We start from the raw sequence: 22,019 nt of genomic DNA on the forward strand, positions 1-22,019 counted from the left end.
CCGGAAAGCACCAACGCACGCAGAAGCGGATTTCATCCCTCCGCAACACACGGAAACGGTCGGGCGCGTATCCGCAGGTAGTAGAACCGCGTCGTCTGTGCGGCGTTCTGGTTGTCGTCGCTGACCAGCAGGACCTTCAGACGGCCGGTGTGGTCACGTCCCGTGATCGTCATGCCCTCGATGTTGTCCAGCAGGGGGTTCGGCTGGGGCTGCTTGGCCGTGGCGCCGAGGGAGGGGCAGTCGGCGATGTCCGTGAGCAGGGTCTTCTTGATCAGGTGAACGTCCGGCTGCCCGGTCAGGTTCTCGATGCCGCCGGTGTCCGTGGCACGGCGGAGGTCGGCCTGGTAGAGGCGGACGGTGTTGCCGACGCCCGCGGTGAAGCCGCGCTCCAGGACGAGGAGGCGGCCGTCCGGGGTGGCCTGGACCTCGGGGACGCCGAGGCCGGCGTCGGTGCGGTAGGCGTACTGGGCGGCGAGCTCGAAGCGGCCGTGGTGACGCTTCCAGGTCTGGAAGCGGACGATGCCGGCGGAGTCCCCGGAGATCGCGTACTCCATGGGGGCGAGGAGGGTGCGGCCGCCGGGCAGCAGGGTCAGGCCCTCGAAGGTCTGGTTGCCGGTGGCGCGGCCGGCCGGGGCGACCAGCAGGGAGGACGGGACCGGGAGGCGGTCGAGGATCTTCCCGTCGCGGGAGTGGCGGCGGACGGAGGGCTCGGTCTCGGAGGTGATGAGCCGGGTGCCGTCCCGGTCGATGACCAGCCCCTCGGAGTCGAGGTCGGCGCCCTTCTCGTCGGCCAGGTGGACGGCCGACATCGGCCGGAGGGTCTTCGGATCCAGGTCGAAGAGGGAGGAGCGGTCCTCCAGGGCGGCCAGCGTTCCGTCGCGGTCCAACGCGAGGGCGGAGAAGTTGCCGACGAAGGTGCCGTTGTACGTCGTCTTGTCGAGCGCGTCGGAGAAGCGGTCGATGGAGACGGAGGGCGAACAGGCGTTGTTCGCGGGGGAATCGGCACTGGCGGGCCCGGCGGCGGACAGACAAGTGGCCGCCGCCAGGCCCGCGGTGAGGGTGGCGAGTACGGTACTCAGGCGCATGGGCGTCACCGTAGGGCGGCCCGATGACGGGCGGGAGACCGCCTCGTGAAGCGTCAGCCCTGCGGCGGCACCGCCACGAACGCCTCGCTCGGCGCGCTCGTCGGGGTGTAGCGCGTGACGGCGGACGTCGTCGGCACCAGGTCCTTGTGGATGGCCTTGGCCACGTTCTGGATGGTGGTGACGCCGTAGTCCATGGTGCTGTTGTCCTGCGTCAGCACCGTGATCATGTAGTCGTGGCCGGCGCCGTTGAAGGTGCCCAGGCTGTGCACCCGCCAGCCGTGCGTGGAGCGCTGCAGCCAGCCGTTCTTGACGTGCACGGCGACCGAGGAGGGCGCACCGGCGGGCGTGCCCCAGCGCTGCGACGAGATGACATTGCCCATCAACTTAAGGATGTAGGCACGGGAGTTGTCGCTCAGCACGGTGTTCTTGGCGGTGATGAGCTTGAGCAGCTTCTGCTCGTCGGTGACGTTCTCCTGGGTCAGGCCCCAGTAGCCGTCGGCCCCAGGCGTGGTCTTCGTCATGCCGGCGGCGGCCAGGAAGCCCTTGATCTTCGTCATGCCCAGCTGCTTCCACAGCTTGCTGGTCGCGGTGTTGTCCGACTTGGTGATCATGGCGGTGGCGAGCGACTGCTCGGTGGTGGTCAGATACCGGTTGTGCTTCTTCGCGTCCCACAGCAGCGTGGCGAGGACGGTGACCTTGACCGTGCTGGCCGAGTCGTACGCGGTGGTGGGCCGCAGGGTGCAGGTGGTTTTGGTGGAGCGGTCGTACAGGCCGACCGCGACCGTGCCCTTGCGGTTGGCGAGAGCCGCCGTGATGTCCTTCTTCAGCTTGTCGGCCAGGCCCGCCTTGGCGGAGGTGCAGCTGACCGCGGGCGCCGTCGCTGCGGCGGGCGTGGCGGCGGCGATGCCCGGTATGAGCACCGCGGCGCCGACGGCGGCGGCCAGCAATTTGGCGCGTCTGGATGTCCGGTGAGTCATACCTGTGTTGACTCACGCGTTCACCCGAATGGTTGTACGTGCGGATCTTGTGATTGGGCAAAGCCTTCGCAAGCCGTTGGGGCACCCCGCACGCGTCGGTGACCGGAACCGGCTGAGTCACCCCCTCCGGTCTCGTGCTTCGCTCACACAGGTGAACTAAATCTTGGACCCGGGCGTGTCCCGGTCGCCGCACAGGAGCATGGCGATGTCCCGGTAGTTCAGCCGGGGCTTCCCAACTCCTTTCCTCGGAGAGTCCCGTGAAGCTTCGCTCCTGGTCCCTCGCCGCCGCACTCGCCCTGACCGCCCTCGTGCTGCCCGCGCAGGCGGCCTCCGCCGAGGTCGCCGCTCCTTCCTGCCCGGACGGATCCGTGTGCTTCTGGAGCGGTGAGGGCTTCGGCGGCGACTACTGGGAGTGGACGGCACGCAGCGGATACCGCGACATGCCGCCCAATCTCCACGACAACGTCGGCTCCTTCGTCGCGAGCACCCGCGCCTGCTTCATCAACTGGGACCCGGTCGAGAAGCGGGACGTGTTCAACGGCGACTGGCGTTCCCAGTACTACGGAGACTTCGGCGGCCGCATCGACGGCGTGGGGCCGGGCTCCTGCTGATACGGAGCCCGTTCAGCCCAGGTGCGTCGGCGCGAACATCCGCAGCACCGCCGGGAGTACGACCCCGACGGGCCCGGAGTCGCCAGGGCCTTCGTCAGGTCTACTTCCAGGGTCTCGGGGGTCGTGCGGCCCCCGGGGACGCCGAAGGACTCGGCGAGCGCCGCGTAGTCCGGACGGGTCAGTTCCGTCGCCGTCGCCCGGCCGAAGGCGTCGGTCATGTACTCGCGCAGGATGCCGTAGCCGCCGTCGTCGACGATCAGTCAGGTGACCGGCAGGTCGTACTGCTTCGCCGTCGCCAGTTCGGCGATCGAGTTCAGCGCCCCTCCGTCGCCCGACACCGCCAGCACCGGGCGGGTCGGGTCGGCAGCGGCCGGAGTAGGTGGACGCGATCTGGCAGCAATTGCTGTCACTGAAATCCCCTGTTCATGCATGGAGTTCAGCCAGGACCTACCGAATATCGCCCATCCAGAGTCGTCGCCCCAACTCGTCGAGGTCCGCCCGCCGCTCTTCGTACTCGGGCAGCGCAATCCGCAGCAGCCGCCAGAAGTCCTCTCGGTGCCCGGACACTTTCACGTGGGCCAGTTCATGTGCGATGACGTAGTCGATCAGATGCATGGGCAGCTGGAAGAGCGGCCACCCGAGACTCATCAGCCCCTTGGCGCCCGCCCCGTCCTGCGGCGGTCGATAAGAACCCCACCGGTCCCCCAGGTCCCGCACCTCGAGTTCCGGCTCGGTCACACCCATGCGAGCTGCCCACGGCTGAAGCCGATGTCCCGTCCAGTTCAGGCCGGCCCGGCAGTACCAGTCGACAAGCGCTGCCCGCCCCGCCCGCGGCTCCGCCGCCAGGTCCGGGCCCATGACAAGGCGCCCCGCAATCAGCCGGACCCCTACGGCCGCCCCCTCCTCACCGGACACAGCCAGCCGATACGTCCGCCCCAAATAGCGGAAGACCTCTCCGTCGGCGAGCTGTTTGACGGGGCTGAGCGGGCGAGTGCGCTCCCGCTCCCGCCGCTTGGTCAGCAACCAGTCCCGGTGAGCTCGTACGAACTGCTCCGCCTCGGCCGTCGAACGCCCGGCAGGGGTGTGCAGGGTGAGGGTCGCGTCAGTCTCGACAGTCAGTGCGAACCGTTTCCTGCGGGCGCTGGAGCGCACCCGCAGAGCCAACCCGTCCACAGTGAGCAGGGCTGCGGGGTCGGAGTACGTCGAAGGATCGGCTGGCGCGGTCACCCGCCTATTCTCCCCTCGCCCTGCCCCGGAACTGCCGAAGGTTGTCCTGCGCGAAGGACGCCAGGCGCTCAGCCGCGTTCTCCAACGGCGCCCAGTCCGCGCCCACAGGCCGGACACCGCCACCGAGCAGAACTTCGTGGAGGTCTCCGGCCAGCATGCTGATGTCCTGGTGCTGCCCCTGGTACGACGGCCTGGCCATGGCCCAGGTGGCCACGTCGCAGACCTTGCCCGTGAGCTGCCTGATGTCTCCGCTTCCTGTCAGCCTGATCCCAGGGGTGTCCTCCAGGATCTGCTCCACCAGCCGGTACACCTTCTGTTCGAGCGGCGTGAGACCGGCGAGTTCCGGGGACTCCTCCTGCTCTTGCCTGGCCTCCTCGATCAGCGGGCCGAACTCCTCGATCTGCTCCTCGAAGCGGCCCGGCATCGTGCGCAGGATTTCTTCCAGGCGCTTGGAGAGCCGCTCGTACTTCGCGGGGTCCTCCCGCTTCGTCCGCTCCTCCAGATGGAAGCGGAGCGCATGGCCCATCTCCGCCGCGGCTTCCTGCGGCGGCAGCCGCCGCACGGCGTCGTCGAAGGTGAGTGCGGTGAGCGAGACAGGCGGAATGACCTGCTCGATCTCCGGGCCCTCGAGATGGTCGGCAATCATGGCCCGGACCTTGCGCCCGTACCGACGCAGCGTGAACGTGCCGCCCTCGTCGTCCCGGCACAGACGCCGCACCCGCTTCTGGAGCAGGCTCCAGCGCCTGGCGTCCGCAACGTAGTCGAGGGCACCCTCGTGCGGAAGGACGCGCTCAAGGGTGGCGAGGAACGCGTGCAGCACCTCGTCGAAGTCGAACCGCAAGGCTTCGGGTTGCAATGCGAGAGCCGCGGGACCCAGCTTGGCGAGCTGGTCGAGCTCTGTGTCGTCGATGCCGTTGCGCCGCAGGAAGTCGCGGACGTTTTCGGCAGCGGGACCGAGATTGCTCACCTCGTCGGACAACTTGCGCATGGTGTCGGTGACATCGGCGTTCCGGTATCCGGCAAGTGCGCTGGAGAGGTGCTCGAAGACGCCGTAGTAGTCCACGACGTAGCCGACTTCCTTGCCGGTCGAGGTGCGGTTGACACGCGCGACGGCTTGGAGCAGCTCGGCGTCACGGATCGGCCGGTCCAGATAGAGCACCTGCTCGCGTGGGGCATCAAATCCCGTGAGCAGCATGGACTTTACGATCAGAAACGCGATGGGGCTGTCGGGGTGCACGGGATCGGGCACCGCGGTGGGCAGCGGCGCCTCGCTGTTCGCGGCATCGGACCACGGGGTGTTCATGCCGTCGGCGGGGTCGGTCGACGGTATCGGGGCTTGCGGTGGATTGAAGGGGGTCACGGCGACCCACTCCGGATCGGGCGCCAGCTCGGGGAACGCCTTCTGGAAGCGCTCGGTGTACGCCTCCTGGCGACCGGCGTCGGTCCACTCCCTCCACTCCCCCCGCTTGTGACCCGAACCCGGCGAGATGATCGGCACGAAGTCGATCCGGCGCAGCAACGCCCGGAACTGGTGGGCCTGGTGGAGATAGCGCAGCCTGCTGGACAGCTCCTCCAGCCGAATCCCGGCCACCGACTCCGGGTCGAACTCGGCGAGCTCGGCAAGTAGCTCGTCACGGGCCTTACGCAGAGCGTGGTGGTACTGCACAGCCGCCTTACGACTGACGGCCGCGACCTGCGCCTTGAAGCCGCCGGGCAGCACCGTGGTCACCCAGTGCTCCAGCATGTCCTCGGCCTTTGCCTCGATCATGGGAACGGACTCGGCGACGTCCCGCTCGGTGGGCCACCGCTTGAGCAGCGCGGCCCGCTCCTCGGGGGTGCGGTCCCGGACGAGGTCGTCGAATCCCTCGTCGAGGACCTCTCCGTCACGGACTTCGCCTTCCCCGGTCCGCCCCTCGTAGCGGATACGGACGACGACGCCGTCGTGTTCGGCGTCCTCCATCCGGTACTCGTCGAGGAAGCCCCGGGGCGAGTCGCCCCGCCCGAAGATCCGGCGGGTGTCCTCCTCACGTCCGGTGATGATCGGCGTACCCGTGAACCCGATCTTGGCGGCGTTCGGAATCGCCTTGCGCAGGGCGGCGTGCAGGACGCTGGTGTGCGAGCGATGTGCCTCGTCGACGAGGACGAGGATGTCCCGCGAGGTGTTGCACTCGGGGAAGTCCGGTACGGAACCCTGGGATTCACCTTGTCCCTGTCCGGAGTCCTCGCTCTCCCCGCTCTCCTCGACGAGGTCCCGGTCGTCCCCGCTGCCTTCCGCGTCCCCGGCGAAGGTGAACCCGGTCCCGTACTTCTGGATCATCCCGAAGACGACACGCCGCCCGCCGTCCCGCAACAGCCCTTCCATCTGTGTCCGGGTCTTCGCCGTCTCGACATCGGACTCGCTGAGTTTCAGTGTCCGCGAGAGCTGGGTCTGCAACTGGGTGCGGTCGGTGACCACGACCACCATGAACTCGCTCAGCCGATGGTGCAGATGGACCCGGCGCACCAGGAACGTCATGGTCAGCGACTTACCGGAGCCCTGCGTGTGCCAGATGACACCGCCACGCTCGTCATCGGTGTCCCGCCCGGCACGAGCCCGCCCGGTCAGCAGTCTGCGTACGGCCTTCTCGGCGGCCCGGTACTGCTGATGCCGGGCAACAGCCTTCACCGTGCGTACGGCCCCGCCGTCCGCTCCGGACTCGACAGCCATCGGGATCACGTAGTGCCGTACGACATTGAGCAGGGCGGCCGGCCGCAGGACCACACCGACCAGCTTCTGCTGCTCACCGAGCGGCGCGGGCGCAGACGGTCCGGCGTCGGCCGGGAGCAGCCCGGCGGTACGCAACTCCCGCCGCAACGTGCCCTCTTCCTCCGGTTCGACACTGCGCCACGGGTGGAAGTGCTCGGGCTCGGAGGTGACGGTACCCAGGTGGGCGGTCTGACCGGTCGCGGCGACGAGGAGCTGGACGGTCCGGAACAGTTCCGGCACACCGGCGGGGACGGGAGTACCGGTGGCGTCGAGGTCCAGAACAGGATTCCCGGCGTAGTGCCGAAGATCGAGTACGGCACTGCGGACGGGCTCGGCGAGATCGGCGCTCTTGCACTCGACGGCGACGAGCGGGATGCCGTTCACGAAGAGGACGAGGTCGAGTATCGACAGCTCGCCCGAGCGGCTGCGCACGCGGAGTTGGTCGACGACGGTGAAGGTGTTGCGCGTGACGAGGTCCGGATGCCATTCGACGTACTGGACGGTGGCGGACGGACCACCGTGCGCGGCGGAGGGCGAGGGCAGCGTCCAACCGTGGAGCAGCATGTCGGTGGCGGCGAGATTCGCCTGCACGACGCCCTTGCCGAGGGAGAGGGAGGCAAGCTCGCTGACCGCCCGCCGGATGTCGTCCTCGCCCATCCAGGGCTGACCGTCACTGCCCCGGAGGTTGATCCGCCTCAAAGCAGGCCCGAGCTGGTCGACGAGTAACGGCACAGCCGCGTCAAGCGTGTCCAACTCCACGCCCGGGACGTGCGTCCACCCCATGGCCTCCAACTGCGCGACGAACGGCCGCTCCACCTCGTCCCGCTCGACGTGCACCACCACGGCCCGCGCCTCTCCATGCGTCCCTCTGTTCCCCGGAGATCCATTCTGCGCCTTGGGAGGGAGGTAAGGGGAAGAGATCCGGACGGAGGACATGGCTGAGCGCGCGGACGTACGAGGCTTTGTGACGGTACGTCCGCACGCTCGGCGGGGCAGGTCAAGTGCCGGGGCCCTCCTCGGGGGCGGCATCGGAGGCCTCGTCGTCACAGAACGCCAGGAGGCGGGCTCCCCTACTCCGGGCGATGCGATGCACATCGTGCAACGATTCGGTCAATCGAGCGGCAAGAAAACGGAGTTGGGGCGCTGTGGCCTTGCCGTCACCGAGGAGATCGGCGGCGTGGCCGAGGAGGTCGCCGGCCATGTCGAGCTGGACGGCTTCGACGTTGTCGGCGATGCGGGAGAGATGACTGGTGCCGGTGATGTCGGTGACGAGGTAGCAGGGGTTGCCGTCGAGGTTGGACCAGGGCAGGAGACGGGGCCGGCTGACTGTGGTGGCGGCGATGTCGCGGCTCTCGTAGATCATGCGGCGGCCACCTCGGTGCCGCGAATTCGGCGCGAGCCGACGTCGACGCCGTGGATACGCCGTGGCCCTACGTCGACGCCGTGCACGGCGAGCCAGAGGGCCCGACGGCGGGCGCGCTGCTGTCTGGCCTGCTCGCGCTGTTCGTGGGCGAGGAGGTAGGGGCGGACGAGTCGGGAGTCCTCGCCGCGGAGGGGGATTTCGTGCGGGGAGGGGCGGCGGTGGGGTGCGACAGGGGCAGCAGGCACGGGGGTGAGCGGTGCCCCTCCCTCGGCGGAGTGCCGGTGACGCCCGGAGGCGGGCCACAGCGGCCGCAGCAGCGGCTCGACGAGGCGGACGATATGGTGCAACACGTTCTCAACTCCAGAGTGGTTGAGGGCCATGCCCCCGGGCCGTCGCAAGCGGTCGCGGGGGTCCTTTCTCTCGGCCGAGATCACTCGGCGCCTGTGCAAGAGGTAACCGCTCGGACACCCTCCGCAGGTACCGTTGGAAGACGGTGGGACCGTGAACGCCGTGAACGCCGTCGTTGAACACCATGCAAGCCGTCGGGAGTTGAGGACATGGCACGGAAGCGCACCCCCAACCACGCCCTGGACAAGCTGCTTGACCAGGCACGATGGACCAGGACCCAGCTCGCACAGCAGGTGAACCGCCTCGGCTCTCAGGCAGGACTCGACCTTACGTACGACCGCACCGCAGTCGCGCACTGGATTGCAGGAGTCCAACCAAAGCCCCAGGTCAGGGCCCTGATCGTCGAATCCCTCTCGGCACGGCTGGGACGACCCGTCACCCATGCGGAAGTCGGCCTGGAGCCTGCCCCGTCACTCACGGGATCCGAAAACGCCGACACTGTCGAGGAGTTGATCGACCTCGGAAGGGCAACCATGGATCCGTCCCGCCGCAGCGTGCTGGCCGCCACGGTCTTCTCTGCCGCACTGTCAGTTCCCGCGTTCACCCTCCCCGCGCGAGCGGCGGAGGAACCGGTGACTCCCGGCAAAAGGACCGTTCGTATCGGCTCTTCACAGGTGCAGTCGATCCGCACAATGACCGACCGGATCGCGGACATCCTCGATGAACTCGGCGCCGGGCACGCGATGCCCATGGCGTCCGCGTTCCTCGTCAACACCGTCGGCCCCTGGCTCCAGGCACAGGCCACGGAATCCGTCCGCAAGAACATGCTGGCCGCCGCGTCCGACCTCACGTACCTGACCGGATGGATGGCCATGTACGAGAAGGCCCACGGCCTCGGACAGCGCTACTACATCCAGGCCCTCGGCCTGGCTCGCGAGGCGGAAGACCACGTCACCTACTGCAGGACGCTGCGGGGCATGTCTCTCCAAGCCTCCAACCTGGGCTACGGCCAGAAGGCTCTGGAACTCGCCGACTCCGCAGCGGAAGCTGCCCCCTCTGCGGGCCCGCGACTCGTGGCGTTCCTGCGCGGACAGCAGGCTCACTCCTCGTCCATGGTGGGCCTCAAGCAACAAGCCCACACCCGCCTGAAAGAAGCGGAGATGGCGCTGTCGAGGGCGGACAATCGCCGGGACGCGATCGGCGGCTACGACCAGACCGCCTACCTCTTCCACGTCTCCCATGTGCTGTACGAGGAGAAGGATTTCACGGGCTCGATCAAAGCCCTGAAGCAGTCGATCCGCCTCCAGCCGAAGCAGGAACGCCAGGGCCGTGTGCACGCCTATGCGCTTCTCGCGCAGCGCCAGCTACGCGTCGGCCACTTGGACGCAGCCTGCGAGAGCTGGTCACGGTTCCTTGACGAGTACGAACACGTGTCGTCCAACCGTGGTGACGACCACTTCCGCACGATGAGCACGGAGCTGCGTCGGCACGCAACCGCGCGCCCTGTGCGAGAGCTTGCGCTTCGCGCGCGGGACGTGGCTGCGGCCAAGGCTGCCTGAGGTCTTCAGCACTCAGGAACGTTCGGTATATGGGCCGAGGGACAGTGAAGGATCTTCGAACGCGATGACTGACCGAACCATCCTGAACGCGTCAATGCCGAACGGCTGGCGGAAGTCCTCCTACAGCAACGACCAGGGCGGCAGCTGCCTGGAGGTCCTGGACGGCCACCCCACGGGCGTGCCGGTCCGCGATTCCAAGTCCCCCGAGGGGCCTGCGTTGGTCTTCCTGTCAGCTGGGTGGACGGCATTCGTTGCAGCGGTCAAGGTCGGAAGCCTCCCCGCCTGACCGCTCCACACCACTATCCGTCCGGCCGTCGCTCCTCCCACGGCGAGGGCCGGATGCTGTTACGCAGCCACCGAGGCGGTACCCCTCCCCGAAAGCAGATCGTCCGCGAGGCCCTGGCTAATCCGATGCAGCTTAGCCAATTCCTCTAGTTCGCTACTAATTTGCTCGTCGAATGAGCGCGCAAGGGCTACGACCTTTCGCTGCCCCGCCCGTGGAACGTTCGGAACCAACAGCCTGCGGACCGCAGTCTGGGAAATGTTTCCCTGCCCAGTGCTACCACTGAGCAACGCCTCAACCTGGGCACGAACAGCTTCGCCACTCAGAATGGTGAACAAGTAATCCGCATTTGATCGCTCTTCGTTAGGAATCAGGCGCAAAGTCTTGTCGCTCAACATGAGCTTGGCTCGCGTACGCCCGACGAGACATACCACGCCGACAAGGCTTCGGGCTCCATTTGCTCGCGCCATCAGAAGGTCGCCGGGCCGAACTTCAAGATCCATCCGTGGAGACAAGCCGTGAGGGAGTCGCTTGGACTCATTTGGGGAGAAGTACCCGGATGTCACAGCACTTACTCGAATAACTCCCCACTCATCCGGCCCAGGCGGCACAGCCTCGCAAGCTGGACTCCAGCCAGCTTCGATCCGCTCCAGGAGTGAACTGAGCGACACAGCCCTCTCCTCACCTGATGGAATCTCAGATTCGATGGCAGACATCAAAGCCGCCTGCCGGGTACTGCGCAACTTGGCGATCGACGCCTCAGTTCCGCGCTTCAACTCGGTAAAACTGTCGATCACCTCAACGATCCGCCGCTGCGCAGCCACCGGAATCAAGGGAAACAATAGCGCCCCGAACCGGTCGCCACCCAGGTGAGCAATACTGGTCGTCTGTTTGGCAATCGCAGCGAAGACCCCGGTCGCCAGCCAACGCTCGAAGACTACCTGGGCATATGCAGGAAGAACATCAACACCCGGCCGGAACCGGATCAAGGTGTTCTGAAAGCAGAACTTTCCCTCCGCTCCGTCGTAAATCGCGCTACGCCCAACGAGTTCTAGACTCTGCCCCTCATTTAGCAGAATGTCACCGGGCTTGAGTCCATACGTTTCACGCTCCGCGCCAGTGAACCCCATTGTGTTCACATCCGCGTAGTCAATCCGCCCCAGATGAACGTTCGCCACGCGCAGATACGGGAACTGCCCAGGCGCATCCCGGGATGCCGGCGAGAGCTGCTTCCCCATGCGGACGTCACCAACGTTCCGAACTTCGGTCCACTGGATCTCGGCGCTATCCCGCATAACCCAGCTCCTTCAAGAACCCATCCAGCTCTCCGGCCGTCCGCTCCCGCCCCGCCCGAATCTCCCTCAGCGAAACGGCGTACTTCTGCTCCCACGTCTCATAAGACGCCGCCAACTCCCGCTGCCACCGCACCACATGCCCGTCCAGCTTCACCGCAAGGTCGTCCCGCAGCAGGTCAAGCACCACCCGGCGCTCCCCCTCCGCGTCCAACTCCGCCCGCGCCCGGAACAGCCGCGGCGGCTCCTCCCCCAGCGTCGGCGGATCGCTCGGATGCGGATACCGGTGGAAGTCCGCCTCAAGGCGTTTGATGTCCGCGCCCGCCTTCGTGCGCGCCTTCCTCACCCTCGCCAGCTCAGCCGTAAGCTCGGCCAACTCCTCGACACTCAGGGTGACTTCCTCCGAGTCAACCTCACCCTCGGACGGGTCGCCGTCAGCCTCCGGCTCCTCCCCACCCCCGGTAAGCCGCGCGCTCAGCTCCTTGAACCGCGCTTCCGCCTCCGCCTTGCGCGCGTCCGCCTCCGCCAGCTCCTCCAGGAACCCGGGAGCGATGGCGGCGACCACCTTGTGGTCGTACGCCTGACGCCGCTCCGCCGCCGTCCTCGTGCGCAGCTTCTTCGTCCGCGCGTCCTGTTCGGGGGAAAGCAGCGTGTCGACGTTCTCGACCCACCCGTCGACGACACCCGCGAACCCGTTCTCCGACAGCGCGAGCAGGTCGTACTTGGCGTCCCACCACCAACCCGCGACCGCACCGGACAGCGCGTACCGGTCCAGCAACCCGACCCGGCCAAGCCGTTCCACGAACGACGACATCAACTGTCCCCGCACTGCCATCAGCGCGGCCTTACGCTCAGAGGACGTGGACGCGGCCAGAGCTTCAGGCGTGGCCGCGACCGCCTCCAGCCGGCGGGCAGCCTGCTCCTCCCACCACTTGCCGAACTCCGCCCGCAGCGCCTCCTCCCGGGGCCGGGCCAGCTCGCCCAGCTCGGGACGGCCACCCGCTGCCTCGTCCCGGAAGTCGACGTACGCAGGGTCCGCCGGCTCCCGCTCCACGAACAGATCGGTCACCCCGATCCCGTACGAGTCGAGCAGCGGCTTCTTCGCCTCGATCTCCGCGCGCGGCACCCCGCCCACCAGATGCGCCCGCACGTCCTGCGGCTCGGGCGGCGGCGTGTTGTCCACGTACCGGCGGATGTTGAGGTTGTCGTCGTTGGCGGCGAGCTCCTCGCGGGTCACGATCCGCGAGAAGCCCGGTACCTCCTCGTACGCGTGGAACGTCGAGACGATCTTCTCGGCGTGCTCGGGGAGCAGGATGTTCTGGGCCCGCTCCGCGTGGAACTCGCGGTCGGCGTTGATGAACAGCACCTTGCCCTCCCGCGCCCGGTCCTTCCGGCCCGGCGGGCGGAGCACCAGGATGCAGGCCGGGATGCCGGTCCCATAGAAGAGGTTCGGGGCGAGGCCGATGACCGCCTCGATGGCGTCCTTCTCCAGCAGCTCCGTACGGATGGCCTGCTCACCGCCACCGCGGAACAGCACCCCGTGCGGCATGACCGTGATCACCATGCCACCGCGAGGGCCCTCCCGCTTGGCCTCCCACAGCATGTGCTGGAGGAACATCAGGTCGGCCTTGCCGCGCTCGCTGGTCGCCCCGTACTTGGCACGCTCCGCCGGGTGCGCCAGGTCCGCGAGGGTGTAGTCCAGGGAGAACGGCGGATTGCTGAGCACCCCGTCGAACCGGTCCTCGTCCGAGCGCGGTACGTGCGCCGGCTGCGAGAGCGTGTCCCCGGTGGCCAGGTCGAAGCGGCGCACCCCGTGCAGGACCATGTTCATGGTCGACATGATCCAGGAGCCGGAGTTGGCGTCCTGACCGGCGAAGAACATCGATGACGTGTCGCCGCCGTGCTCCTCCACATACTCCGCCGCGTGGATGAGCATGCCGCCCGAGCCGACGCACGGGTCGTAGATCCTCATGTTCTCGGTGGGGGCGAGGAGCTCGACCATCATGCGGACCACGGCGCGCGGGGTGTAGAACTCGCCGCCCTTGCGTCCGGCCGTGTCCGCGAATTCCTTGATCAGGTACTCGTAGGCGGCACCGATCAGGTCGGGGAACTCGAAGTCCTCCGTGCGCAGCCGGATCCGCCCGAAGTGAGCGATGAGGAGCTGCAGGCGCTGGTCGGCGAGCTTGGCCGCGCCGGACGCGGCGCCCGATCCGCCGATGCGGTTGAAGTCCAGGTGGTCGAAGAGGCCCTTGAGCTTGCTGTTCTGCCCCTCAAGCGCTTGCAGCGCGGGACGCAGGGTCATCTCGTTGATGTTGTGGGTGGCGGCGGAGACCTTGTGCCAACGCGCTTCCTCCGGCACGTACAGCACATCGCGCTTGCGGTAGGGGCCTGGCTGTTCCAGGTAACCGGGAACGTCCTCGTCGCTGAGCTTCAGCTCCTCGACCGCGTACTCCCTGAGCCGGTCCCTGGCCGCCTCGAACTCGTCGTTGGCCCGCTTCAGGAAGAGCAGTCCGAAGATGTAGTCCTTGTACTCGGAGGCGTCCATCGTGCCGCGCAGAATGTCGGCGGCGGCCCACAGATGCCGTTCCAGCTGGGCGAGCGTGAGCTTGGCCATGTACGCGACTCCCTACGACCCGACCTGAGACAACGGAGAGACTTTATTGCCAGGTCGGGGCCATATCGAAATCAGCGCGTAGTCGCGGCCGACGGGATCAGTACGTGTCGATGTGCAGCGCCTTCTCGACGAACTCATGCACATCTGTGTACGGGTCCCTGTCCCACCTGGCCACATGCGCCGCGTGCTGGCCGTTCATCCGCTCAGCGTTCTTGCGCGCCGTCTTGTAGCGGCCCAGTACCTGGTGCGGCAGGACGACCTTGGGAGTCGTGGCGTCCTGGGAGCCGCGCTGGAACGGGAGCCGCTCGGCCGCCCCGTCGCACACCCCGGCGAACGAGCCGCTGACCGGCTTGTAGTGGGCGAGGCGCCACACCTCGAAGCATGGATGCGAAAAAGCGACGCCGATACCGGCCGCGTCCGCCTTCTCCAGTGCGTCGCGGATGTACTTGTACCTGTCGTGGTCGAAGAGGCACCAGACTTGAGGCAGGTACTTCGCCTCCAGTTTGGCCCGCTTCGCCTTCCGGTCCTCTTCGAGCTTCAGCCTGATCGCCTGCGCGACGAGGTCGAGCGGCTTGCGTCCGCTGTCCGCCTTGCGGTTGGCGATGTGTATCTCCACCGGGACCTCGTCGGCGAGGGGTACGCCCTGGTCCTTGAGGATGTCGAGATACGAGGGCTCGGTCACCTTGCCCTCGGTGAGGACGAAGACCTGGCGCCTGCGCTGCCCGCCCCCTCGGGCCGGACGTGCCCACGAGTCCTTGCCCTTCTGCGCCCGCCCCATCAGTCGCGTCCCGCCCCGTCCGTTCGGTCGCCCGTCTCGTCGTATGCGCCGGCCTCACGCGCCACCAGCAACCGCCGCGCGATCTGACCCTCCAGAAGGGCCGGAACCCCACCGAAAGCGCCCGCGAGGTACGACTGTGTGAGGTCCTCGTCCTTGCCCGGCTCGACATCGGTGAGCGGATACAGCTCGGTCGCGCCGTCCTTGTCCTTCTGCGTCAGCCACACCTGGGCGGGCTCGAGCAGCCGCTCGCCGCTCGGTGTGGTGAGCACCGTCGCGTCGTGCGATGTGAAGACCAGCTGGGCACCCTTGGGGTTCGCGTACGGGTCGTGGAAGAGCCGGACCACCTCAGCCGCGAAGCGGGAGTGCAGGCTGGCGTCGAGTTCGTCGACGAGGAGGACCGCGCCCTCGTCGAGGGCGAGGAGCAGAGGGCCGAGGAGGGCGAACCAGGAGCGGGTGCCGTAGGACTCCTCCTGCCAGTCGAAGGGGACCTCACCCGCAGCCGAACGGTGCGTGAGCTTCACCGCGTCCACGCCCGGCCCCTCCGGCACCACCCTTGCTCCGGTGATACCCAGGTCGGCGACCCGCAACAACTCCTGGATCCGAGCAGCCCTCGGCCCTGACAGCTCCTTCGTCGTGAACTGCTCGCGCGCCGGCCGCTCGACCTCCGGACTGATCATCCAGAGGTTGCGCCGGAACCAGTGGAAGAGCGGAGAGAGCTGCGGGTGGTTGTCCGTACCGGCCGTGGAGAGCAGCAGGGCGTTGGGCCGCGTACGCCGTACCAGCTGGGACCGGTCCCGGACACGTCCGCCGGGCCACTTGAAGACGTCCGGCCGGGAAGCGTCGCGGTCGAGCCATTCCTGGCGGTGGCCCTTCGGGTAGCTGTGCAGCCATTCGGACTCGACACGGGTGGCGCCCAGCTCGAAGCCGTACGTCCAGCGGACCGAGTCGATGACGACGTCGACCTCGAAGAAGGAGGGTTCGCTCTCGCTCTTGGGGCTCAATCCGAAGACGTGCCGCGGGATGCCGTCATAAGAGGCCCAACGCGCATAGGAGTTGAGGACCGCGTTGCGCATGTCGGTCATGGCGGCCAGCACGTTCGACTTGCCTGAGGCATTGGCCCCGAAAACGCCGATCAGCGGGAGCACGGGGACGGATCCACCGCCGGTGAGTTCCACCAAGTTCGCCGATCCGCGCTGTGCGTCGTCGGGCACGACGAAGGACAGCTCCTGTTCGTCTCGCAGGGACCGTACGTTCGCGACGCGGAACCTCAGCAGCACGCTGTCCTCCTCTCCGGGCTCAGGGTAGTGGCCGCATCTGACATCGGCCCGGCCGGGACGCCTGCGACCTCACGGAACATATCCCTTGAAGGTCACCGCGACCAGCCGATCGGGTGATCAGGCCGTGCCCAGGTGCGTCGGCGCGAACATGCGGAGGAGCGCCGGGAGGACGACCACGGACGGGCCCGGCTCGGCCAGGGCCTTGGCGAGGTCGGTCTCCAAGGTCCGCGGGCTGGTGCGCACGCCGGGGACGCCGAAGGACTCCGCGAGGGCCACGTAGTCGGGGCGGGTCAGTTCCGTCGCCGTGGCCTGCCCGAAGGCGTCGGTCATGTACTCGCGCAGGATGCCGTAGCCGCCGTCGTCGACGATCAGCCAGGTGACGTTCAGGCCGTACTGGCGTGCCGTGGCCAGCTCGGCGACCGAGTACAGGGCGCCGCCGTCACCGGACACTGCCAGCACCGGGCGGGTCGGGTCGGCGGCGGCCGCGCCCAGCGCCGCGGGGAAGCCGTAGCCGAGGCCGCCGGCGCCCTGGGCGGAGTGCATCAGGTTCGTGTTCCGCGGGTCGAAGGCCGACCACGCCCAGTACGCCAGGATCGTCATGTCCCAGAAGGACGGGGAGTCGGCCGGCAGGGCCCGGCGGACGGACGTCAAGACGTCCTGTTCCAGGGTCAGTTCCTGGGCGGCGATGCGCTGTGAGACGCGGGTGAGCAGGTTACGTACGCGCTCCGGTGCCGTCGGGTCCGTGCGCTCCCGCGCCGTCTCGAGGAGCGCCTGCAGCGCGAGGCGCGCGTCCGCGTGGATGCCCAGCGCCGGGTGGTTGGACTCCAGCTTGCCGAGGTCCGCCTCGATCTGGATCACTCGGCCCCGGGGCTTGAACGTGTGGTAGTTGGAGGAGAGTTCGCCGAGGCCCGAGCCGACGACGAGCAGTACGTCGGCGTCCTCCAGGAAGTCCGTCGTATGGCGGTCCTCCAGCCAGGACTGGAGGGACAGCGGGTGCGTCCAGGGGAAGGCACCCTTGCCGCCGAACGTGGTGACGACCGGGGCGTCGAGCCGCTCGGCCAGCTGCCTGAGCTTGCCGGACGCGTCCGCCCGTACCACTCCCCCGCCCGCGATGATCGCCGGACGGGCCGCACGCGACAGCAGGTCGGCCGCCACGGCGGTGAGTTCGGGGCGCGGAGCCAGTTCGTCCGGGGTCGCGTCGACCGCCGTGACCATCGGCAGTGCGGTCGATGCGAGCAGTACGTCCTGCGGGATCTCCAGCCACACCGGGCCGTGCGGAGCCGTCAGCGCCGACTTCCAGGCCGCCGCGATCGCGGACGGGATCTGGGACTGGGTCCGGACCGTGTGGACCGACTTGACCACACCCCGGAACGAGGCCGCCTGGTCCGGGAGTTCATGCAGATAGCCGTGCCGGCCGCCGCCGAGCCCCGCGGTGGGGATCTGGCTGCTGATCGCCAGGACGGGGGCGCTGGCCGCCGCCGCCTCCTGGAGCGCGGCCAGGGAGGTGAGGGCTCCCGGGCCGGTCGAGAGGAGCAGCGGGGCCGCCTCGCCGGTGATGCGGCCGTACGCGTCCGCCGCGAAGCCCGCGTTGTTCTCCACCCGGAGGCCGATGTACCGCAGATCCGAGCGGCGCAGCGCGTCGAACATGCCGAGGGCGTGCTGGCCGGGCAGACCGAAGACGGTCGTCGCGCCCAGCCCGGCCAGGGTCTCCACGACCAGGTCTCCACCGTTGCGGCCGGGGGGAGGGTTCAGCGCGGCCTCCGTCTGCGCGGGCGTCGGGCGGAGCACCAGGTCGTGGTCGTGAGTCACTGCGCTTACGCGTCCTTCCGGGCCGCCGCGATCTGGCGGCTCATGATGGTGGTCAGTTCGTACGCGGTGTGCGAGGCGGCCACCGACGTGATCTCCGCGTGGTCGTACGCGGGGGCCACCTCGACGACGTCCGCCGACACCAGGTTGCACGAAGCCAGCCCGCGCAGGATCTCCAGCAGCTCGCGGGAGGTCATGCCGCCGGCCTCCGGCGTACCGGTGCCGGGCGCGTGCGCCGGGTCGAGGCAGTCGATGTCGATGGAGATGTACAGCGGGCGGTCGCCGATGCGCTGGCGCAGCTGGTCGGCGACCTCGTCGGCGCCGCGGCGGTAGATGTCCGCGGAGGTGACGATGCCGAAGCCCATCTTCTCGTCGTCGGTCAGGTCCTGCTTGCCGTACAGCGGGCCGCGGGTGCCGACGTGGGAGAGCGCCTCGGTGTCGAGGATGCCCTCCTCCACCGCGCGGCGGAACGGGGTGCCGTGCGTGTACTCGGCGCCGAAGTAGGTGTCCCAGGTGTCGAGGTGGGCGTCGAAGTGGAGCAGGGCGACCGGGCCGTGCTTCTTGGCGACCGAGCGGAGCAGGGGCAGTGCGATGGTGTGGTCGCCGCCCAGGGTCATCAGGCGGGCACCGGTGCCGAGCAGCTCGTCCGCCGCGGCCTCGATGGTGTCGACCGCCTCGTTGATGTTGAACGGGTTCACGGCGATGTCGCCGCCGTCCGCGACCTGGGCGAGGGCGAAGGGGGAGGCGTCCTGCGCCGGGTTGTAGGGGCGCAGCAGCCGGGACGCCTCGCGGATGGCGTTGCCGCCGAAGCGGGCACCCGGCCGGTACGAGACGCCGGAGTCGAACGGCACGCCCACGACGGCGACGTCGGCGGTGCCGACCTCGTCGAGGCGGGGCAGCCGGGCGAAGGTCGCGGGACCCGCGTACCGCGGGATGCGGGAGGAGTCGACGGGGCCGCGGGGCGTCTCGTTGCCGCTCATACTGAAATGCCTTCTTTCTTGCGCTTGGTCGCGCATGTACTGCTTGTCATACGACTCTACTGGCGAGCCGGGACCGGTTCGGGCTTCGTCACCGGCAAGACGGCGACGTGGGCGACGAGGGAGGACAGCAGGACACTAGGTGGCCGACGAGAACCCTGGAAGTGTACTTTTCATCCATTCATGCCGTAAGGGATGGAGGAACCATCCATCATGCTGGACCCACAGTCACCAGCCGCACCAGCGGTACCGCCGACCCCACCGGTACCGCTCTCCGCCCTGCTGGCCCGTGAGGACCTCGCCCTGCGGCAGATCGCCGGGCCGCCGGCCGAGGGCATCGTGATCCACTGGGCGCACACCTCGGAGATGGCCGACCCGTATCCGTATCTGCTGGGCGGTGAGCTGCTGCTGACGGCGGGCGTGCACGTCCCGGAGGCGGCGGGCTCGGGGACTTACTTCGACGACTACGTCTCCCGGATCGTGGCGGCGGGCGGCACCGCCCTCGGCTTCGGCCTCGCCCCGGTCCACGACACGGTGCCGTTCGCCCTGGTGGCCGCCTGCGACGCCCACGGGCTGCCCCTTCTGGAGGTCCCGCCGCAGACCACGTTCTCCGGGGTGGCCCGCGCGGTCTGGCAGCTCATGGCCCAGGCCCGGCTGGCCGAGCTGCGCCGCACGACCGAGGCCCAGCAGAGCCTGGCAGCGGCCGCCTCCCGCCCCGACCCGGTCCCCTCGGTCCTGCGCAGACTGGCCCAGCGGCTCGGCGGCTGGGCGGTGCTGTACGGGCCGGACGGCACCCGGATCGCGGCGGCGGGACGGGAGCCCGAGGACGAGGTGCGGAAGGCGCTGGAGGAGCTGGCGGGGGTGGTACGGCCCACCCGGGCGCAGGCACCCACCTCCGCCGCCGGCACCGCCGCGGGCGCCCACCTCGCCGCCTACGCGCTCGGCACCGGTCAGGGCTTCGTCCTCGCGGTGGCCACCGCCCATCGCGGACCCGGTGACCACACCATCGCCTCCGTGGCCGCCGTACTGCTCTCCCTGCTGACCGGGGAGCATCAGAGCGGGGCGGGCGCGGCACGGTCCTCGGCGCTCGTACGGCTGCTGCTGGGGGCGCCGCCGGAGGACGTGGCACCGCTGGTGGGGGGCGAGCGGTGGTTCGTCGTGCACGCGCGGCCGGATACGCAGGTACCGGACGCGGTGGCCGCCTCGGCGCTGGGCGCCGCCCTGGGCTCGCCGCTGGTCGACCTCGCCGGTGACGTCGTACGGGTCCTCGTGCCGGCCGGCCGCGAACCGGCCCCGCAGCCCGGCTGGACCCTCGGCGTCAGTGCCACCGTCGCCCCGCACGAGTGGCCGTCGGCCGACACCCGGGCGGCCCGCGCCCTGGCCCGCGCCCGTGCCACCCGCACCGCGCTGGTCCGGCACGGCGACCACCGGGGACTCGACGACCTGGTTCCCGGCGCGGAGGCCGAGGCGCACGCCCGTGCCGTGCTCGCCCCGGTCGCGGCCAACCCGGCGCTCACCGACACCCTGCGCGCCTGGCTCTCCCTGCACGGCAGTTGGGACCGCACGGCGGTGGCGCTCGCGGTGCACCGCAACACCGTGCGGCAGCGGATCGCCCGCTGTGCCACGCTGCTTGACGCGGACCTCGACGATCCCGATGTGCGCATGGAACTCTGGTTCGCACTGAAACACGTGTGAGTGACCCACGTCCCAGCGCACGATACGCAGGGAAATTGCGCAGGCCGCTGCCCCACAATGGGAGCATGCCGATACCCGGGACACCCAGCCGCGCCGAGCTCGTCGACCACCTTGTGAGGACCCGTATCGCGGGCGACGTCGCCACCCCCCGCGAGAACAACCTGAACCACTACCGCAGGCTGGCGAACGGCGAGCGCAACTTCTGGCTCGGACTGGAACTCGGCGACCGCTGGCGGGACGAGCAGGACGTGCTCGCGGTGATGGCGGAGCGGGTCGGGGTGAACGACGACCCCGAGTACCGCTACGGACAGGACACGATCGACCCCGAACTCACCGTCGACGCCGTGGAACGGCTGGCGGGGCGGCTGCGCAAGGCGGCCGACGGGCAGCAGCGGGTGCTGTTCGCCACCGGCCACCCGGGCGGTCTGCTGGATGTGCACCGTGCCACGGCCGCCGCACTGCGCACCGCGGGCTGCGAGATCGTGGTCATCCCCGACGGGCTGCAGACGGAGGAGGGTTACGTCATGCAGTTCGCGGACGTGGCGGTGCTCGAGCACGGCGCCACGCTGTGGCACACCCACTCCGGTGAGCCGATGCGGGCCATTCTCACGGGACTTGAGCGCGAGGGCCGCCCGCTGCCCGACCTGGTCGTCGCGGACCACGGCTGGGCCGGGTACGCCGGTCAGGCCGGCCTCGACTCCGTCGGTTACGCGGACTGCAACGACCCGGCCCTGTTCCTCGCCGAGTCGGAGGACACCCTGCAGGTGGCGGTGCCGCTCGACGACCATGTGGTCAGCCCGCGCCACTACGACCCCCTGACGGCGTATCTGCTGGCGGAAGCGGGCCTGGTGTAAGGCGTTCGACGAGGGCTCACGGCCCGTTCTCCTGACACACCGCGACGTGCGGCTCCCTCCATGGAGCCGCACGTCGTGCTCTGTGTGCGTGCGGAACCGAATCCTCAGCGGCTGCCGTGTCCACCTCCGTTACCACCGTGGTCACCGCCGTTACCACCGTGATCGCCGCCGTTACCGCCGTGATCGCCGTGGTCACCGCCGTGGTCGCCACGATCGCCGTGGTCGCCACGGCCGTTGTGGTCACCGTGGTCGCCATGGTCACCGCGGAAGCCGTGGTCACCGTGGTCGCCGTGGTCGCAGTTGCCGCCCCACCAGTCGCCGCAGTCGTTGCTGTAGCTGCTGTGCTCGTGGGACGGGGCGGACGCCGTTGCCGTGCCCGCCGCGCCGAGCGCGGCTCCACCGGCCATCAGCAGACCGGCGGCGGACACCGCAGCGAGACGCCTCGCGCGTTGTGCTCGCATGGGAAATTACCTTTCGTTCCATCGCCTCTCGCAACTCCCGCAGGGGAGCGCGAGGTTGATGGCCGC

General features: G+C 68.8%; 18 protein-coding genes and 1 pseudogene. 5 read left to right on the forward strand and 14 right to left on the reverse strand.

Annotated elements, in window-relative coordinates; genetic code table 11:
- Positions 1-32 precede the first annotated feature (32 nt).
- Together N8I87_RS14675 and N8I87_RS14680 are read right to left on the reverse strand one after the other, a co-directional pair.
- Complete coding sequence (locus N8I87_RS14675; protein ID WP_263208970.1) at positions 33-1,085, reverse strand: esterase-like activity of phytase family protein; 1,053 nt, start codon at positions 1,083-1,085, stop codon at positions 33-35.
- Positions 1,086-1,138: 53 nt separating this feature from the next.
- Positions 1,139-2,062, reverse strand: coding sequence for a class A beta-lactamase-related serine hydrolase (locus tag N8I87_RS14680; RefSeq protein WP_263208971.1), 924 nt, complete (start codon positions 2,060-2,062; stop codon positions 1,139-1,141).
- A gap of 257 nt (positions 2,063-2,319) precedes the next feature.
- On the opposite strand from N8I87_RS14680, the gene N8I87_RS14685 reads away from it, so the two are divergent.
- Positions 2,320-2,673: a peptidase inhibitor family I36 protein gene (locus tag N8I87_RS14685; protein WP_263208973.1), complete on the forward strand. Its 354-nt coding sequence runs from the start codon at positions 2,320-2,322 to the stop codon at positions 2,671-2,673.
- Between the two features lie 12 nt (positions 2,674-2,685).
- On the opposite strand, the pseudogene N8I87_RS14690 reads toward N8I87_RS14685, so the two are convergent.
- The 5 genes and pseudogenes from N8I87_RS14690 to N8I87_RS14710 form a co-directional block, all read right to left on the reverse strand.
- A pseudogene (locus N8I87_RS14690) lies at positions 2,686-3,137 on the reverse strand (thiamine pyrophosphate-dependent enzyme); the annotation flags it as partial.
- Positions 3,121-3,900, reverse strand: a complete 780-nt coding sequence (locus N8I87_RS14695) for a M48 family metallopeptidase (RefSeq protein WP_263208975.1) — start codon at positions 3,898-3,900, stop codon at positions 3,121-3,123. The gene N8I87_RS14695 and the pseudogene N8I87_RS14690, both read right to left, overlap by 17 nt.
- A gap of 4 nt (positions 3,901-3,904) precedes the next feature.
- A complete protein-coding gene (locus N8I87_RS14700; protein ID WP_263208976.1) occupies positions 3,905-7,489 on the reverse strand; it encodes a type I restriction endonuclease subunit R in 3,585 nt (1,194 codons plus the stop codon).
- Between the two features lie 154 nt (positions 7,490-7,643).
- Positions 7,644-8,009, reverse strand: coding sequence for a hypothetical protein (locus N8I87_RS14705; RefSeq protein ID WP_263208978.1), 366 nt, complete (start codon positions 8,007-8,009; stop codon positions 7,644-7,646).
- Positions 8,006-8,359 (reverse strand): hypothetical protein, encoded by a 354-nt coding sequence (locus tag N8I87_RS14710; RefSeq protein ID WP_263208980.1) that lies wholly within the window; start codon positions 8,357-8,359, stop codon positions 8,006-8,008. Before N8I87_RS14710 ends, N8I87_RS14705 begins: the two co-directional genes overlap by 4 nt.
- A gap of 207 nt (positions 8,360-8,566) precedes the next feature.
- Here N8I87_RS14710 and N8I87_RS14715 point away from each other — a divergent pair, with 207 nt between their 5' ends.
- Together N8I87_RS14715 and N8I87_RS14720 are read left to right on the forward strand one after the other, a co-directional pair.
- On the forward strand, positions 8,567-9,916 hold the full coding sequence (locus N8I87_RS14715) for an NsdA family TPR-like regulatory protein (protein WP_263208982.1): 1,350 nt from the start codon (positions 8,567-8,569) through the stop codon (positions 9,914-9,916).
- A gap of 64 nt (positions 9,917-9,980) precedes the next feature.
- Complete coding sequence (locus tag N8I87_RS14720; protein ID WP_263208983.1) at positions 9,981-10,202, forward strand: DUF397 domain-containing protein; 222 nt, start codon at positions 9,981-9,983, stop codon at positions 10,200-10,202.
- Positions 10,203-10,261: 59 nt separating this feature from the next.
- On the opposite strand, the gene N8I87_RS14725 is transcribed toward N8I87_RS14720, so the two are convergent.
- The 6 genes from N8I87_RS14725 to speB all read right to left on the reverse strand — a co-directional run bounded on the left by N8I87_RS14725 (position 10,262) and on the right by speB (position 18,946).
- Positions 10,262-11,494: a restriction endonuclease subunit S gene (locus tag N8I87_RS14725; RefSeq protein WP_263208985.1), complete on the reverse strand. Its 1,233-nt coding sequence runs from the start codon at positions 11,492-11,494 to the stop codon at positions 10,262-10,264.
- The gene (locus N8I87_RS14730) at positions 11,484-14,105 is read right to left on the reverse strand and encodes a type I restriction-modification system subunit M (RefSeq protein ID WP_263208987.1); all 2,622 of its coding nucleotides are present in this window, start codon (positions 14,103-14,105) and stop codon (positions 11,484-11,486) included. The genes N8I87_RS14725 and N8I87_RS14730 overlap by 11 nt, the downstream gene beginning before the upstream one ends.
- A 97-nt stretch (positions 14,106-14,202) precedes the next feature.
- Positions 14,203-14,883, reverse strand: coding sequence for an RloB family protein (locus N8I87_RS14735; protein ID WP_263208989.1), 681 nt, complete (start codon positions 14,881-14,883; stop codon positions 14,203-14,205).
- Entirely contained in the window at positions 14,883-16,160 is a 1,278-nt protein-coding gene (locus N8I87_RS14740; protein WP_263208991.1) for an AAA family ATPase, read from the reverse strand. Before N8I87_RS14740 ends, N8I87_RS14735 begins: the two co-directional genes overlap by 1 nt.
- Before the next feature lie 117 nt (positions 16,161-16,277).
- The gene (locus N8I87_RS14745; protein WP_263208993.1) at positions 16,278-17,969 is read right to left on the reverse strand and encodes a thiamine pyrophosphate-binding protein; all 1,692 of its coding nucleotides are present in this window, start codon (positions 17,967-17,969) and stop codon (positions 16,278-16,280) included.
- 5 nt (positions 17,970-17,974) lie between these two features.
- Positions 17,975-18,946: an agmatinase gene (gene speB / locus N8I87_RS14750; RefSeq protein WP_263208995.1), complete on the reverse strand. Its 972-nt coding sequence runs from the start codon at positions 18,944-18,946 to the stop codon at positions 17,975-17,977.
- A 210-nt stretch (positions 18,947-19,156) separates the two neighbouring features.
- Between speB and N8I87_RS14755 the strand changes: the two genes are divergently transcribed.
- Complete coding sequence (locus tag N8I87_RS14755) at positions 19,157-20,638, forward strand: PucR family transcriptional regulator (protein ID WP_263208997.1); 1,482 nt, start codon at positions 19,157-19,159, stop codon at positions 20,636-20,638.
- 65 nt (positions 20,639-20,703) lie between these two features.
- Complete coding sequence (locus N8I87_RS14760; protein ID WP_263208998.1) at positions 20,704-21,492, forward strand: phosphatase; 789 nt, start codon at positions 20,704-20,706, stop codon at positions 21,490-21,492.
- 104 nt (positions 21,493-21,596) lie between these two features.
- On the opposite strand, the gene N8I87_RS14765 is transcribed toward N8I87_RS14760, so the two are convergent.
- On the reverse strand, positions 21,597-21,953 hold the full coding sequence (locus tag N8I87_RS14765; protein ID WP_263209000.1) for a hypothetical protein: 357 nt from the start codon (positions 21,951-21,953) through the stop codon (positions 21,597-21,599).
- Positions 21,954-22,019: the final 66 nt, after the last annotated feature.

It is taken from the genome of Streptomyces sp. HUAS 15-9 (assembly GCF_025642155.1).
Lineage (GTDB): Bacteria > Actinomycetota > Actinomycetes > Streptomycetales > Streptomycetaceae > Streptomyces.

What these genes read in the sequence shown, in the direction of transcription:
- N8I87_RS14675 (WP_263208970.1), bottom strand. Translation starts at nt 1,085, where the DNA reads ATGCGCCTGAGTACCGTACTCGCCACCCTCACCGCGGGCCTGGCGGCG.
- N8I87_RS14680 (WP_263208971.1), bottom strand. Translation starts at nt 2,062, where the DNA reads ATGACTCACCGGACATCCAGACGCGCCAAATTGCTGGCCGCCGCCGTC.
- N8I87_RS14705 (WP_263208978.1), bottom strand. Translation starts at nt 8,009, where the DNA reads ATGATCTACGAGAGCCGCGACATCGCCGCCACCACAGTCAGCCGGCCC.
- N8I87_RS14715 (WP_263208982.1), top strand. Translation starts at nt 8,567, where the DNA reads ATGGCACGGAAGCGCACCCCCAACCACGCCCTGGACAAGCTGCTTGAC.
- N8I87_RS14720 (WP_263208983.1), top strand. Translation starts at nt 9,981, where the DNA reads ATGACTGACCGAACCATCCTGAACGCGTCAATGCCGAACGGCTGGCGG.
- N8I87_RS14725 (WP_263208985.1), bottom strand. Translation starts at nt 11,494, where the DNA reads ATGCGGGATAGCGCCGAGATCCAGTGGACCGAAGTTCGGAACGTTGGT.
- N8I87_RS14730 (WP_263208987.1), bottom strand. Translation starts at nt 14,105, where the DNA reads ATGGCCAAGCTCACGCTCGCCCAGCTGGAACGGCATCTGTGGGCCGCC.
- N8I87_RS14735 (WP_263208989.1), bottom strand. Translation starts at nt 14,883, where the DNA reads ATGGGGCGGGCGCAGAAGGGCAAGGACTCGTGGGCACGTCCGGCCCGA.
- speB (WP_263208995.1), bottom strand. Translation starts at nt 18,946, where the DNA reads ATGAGCGGCAACGAGACGCCCCGCGGCCCCGTCGACTCCTCCCGCATC.
- N8I87_RS14755 (WP_263208997.1), top strand. Translation starts at nt 19,157, where the DNA reads ATGCTGGACCCACAGTCACCAGCCGCACCAGCGGTACCGCCGACCCCA.
- N8I87_RS14760 (WP_263208998.1), top strand. Translation starts at nt 20,704, where the DNA reads ATGCCGATACCCGGGACACCCAGCCGCGCCGAGCTCGTCGACCACCTT.
- N8I87_RS14765 (WP_263209000.1), bottom strand. Translation starts at nt 21,953, where the DNA reads ATGCGAGCACAACGCGCGAGGCGTCTCGCTGCGGTGTCCGCCGCCGGT.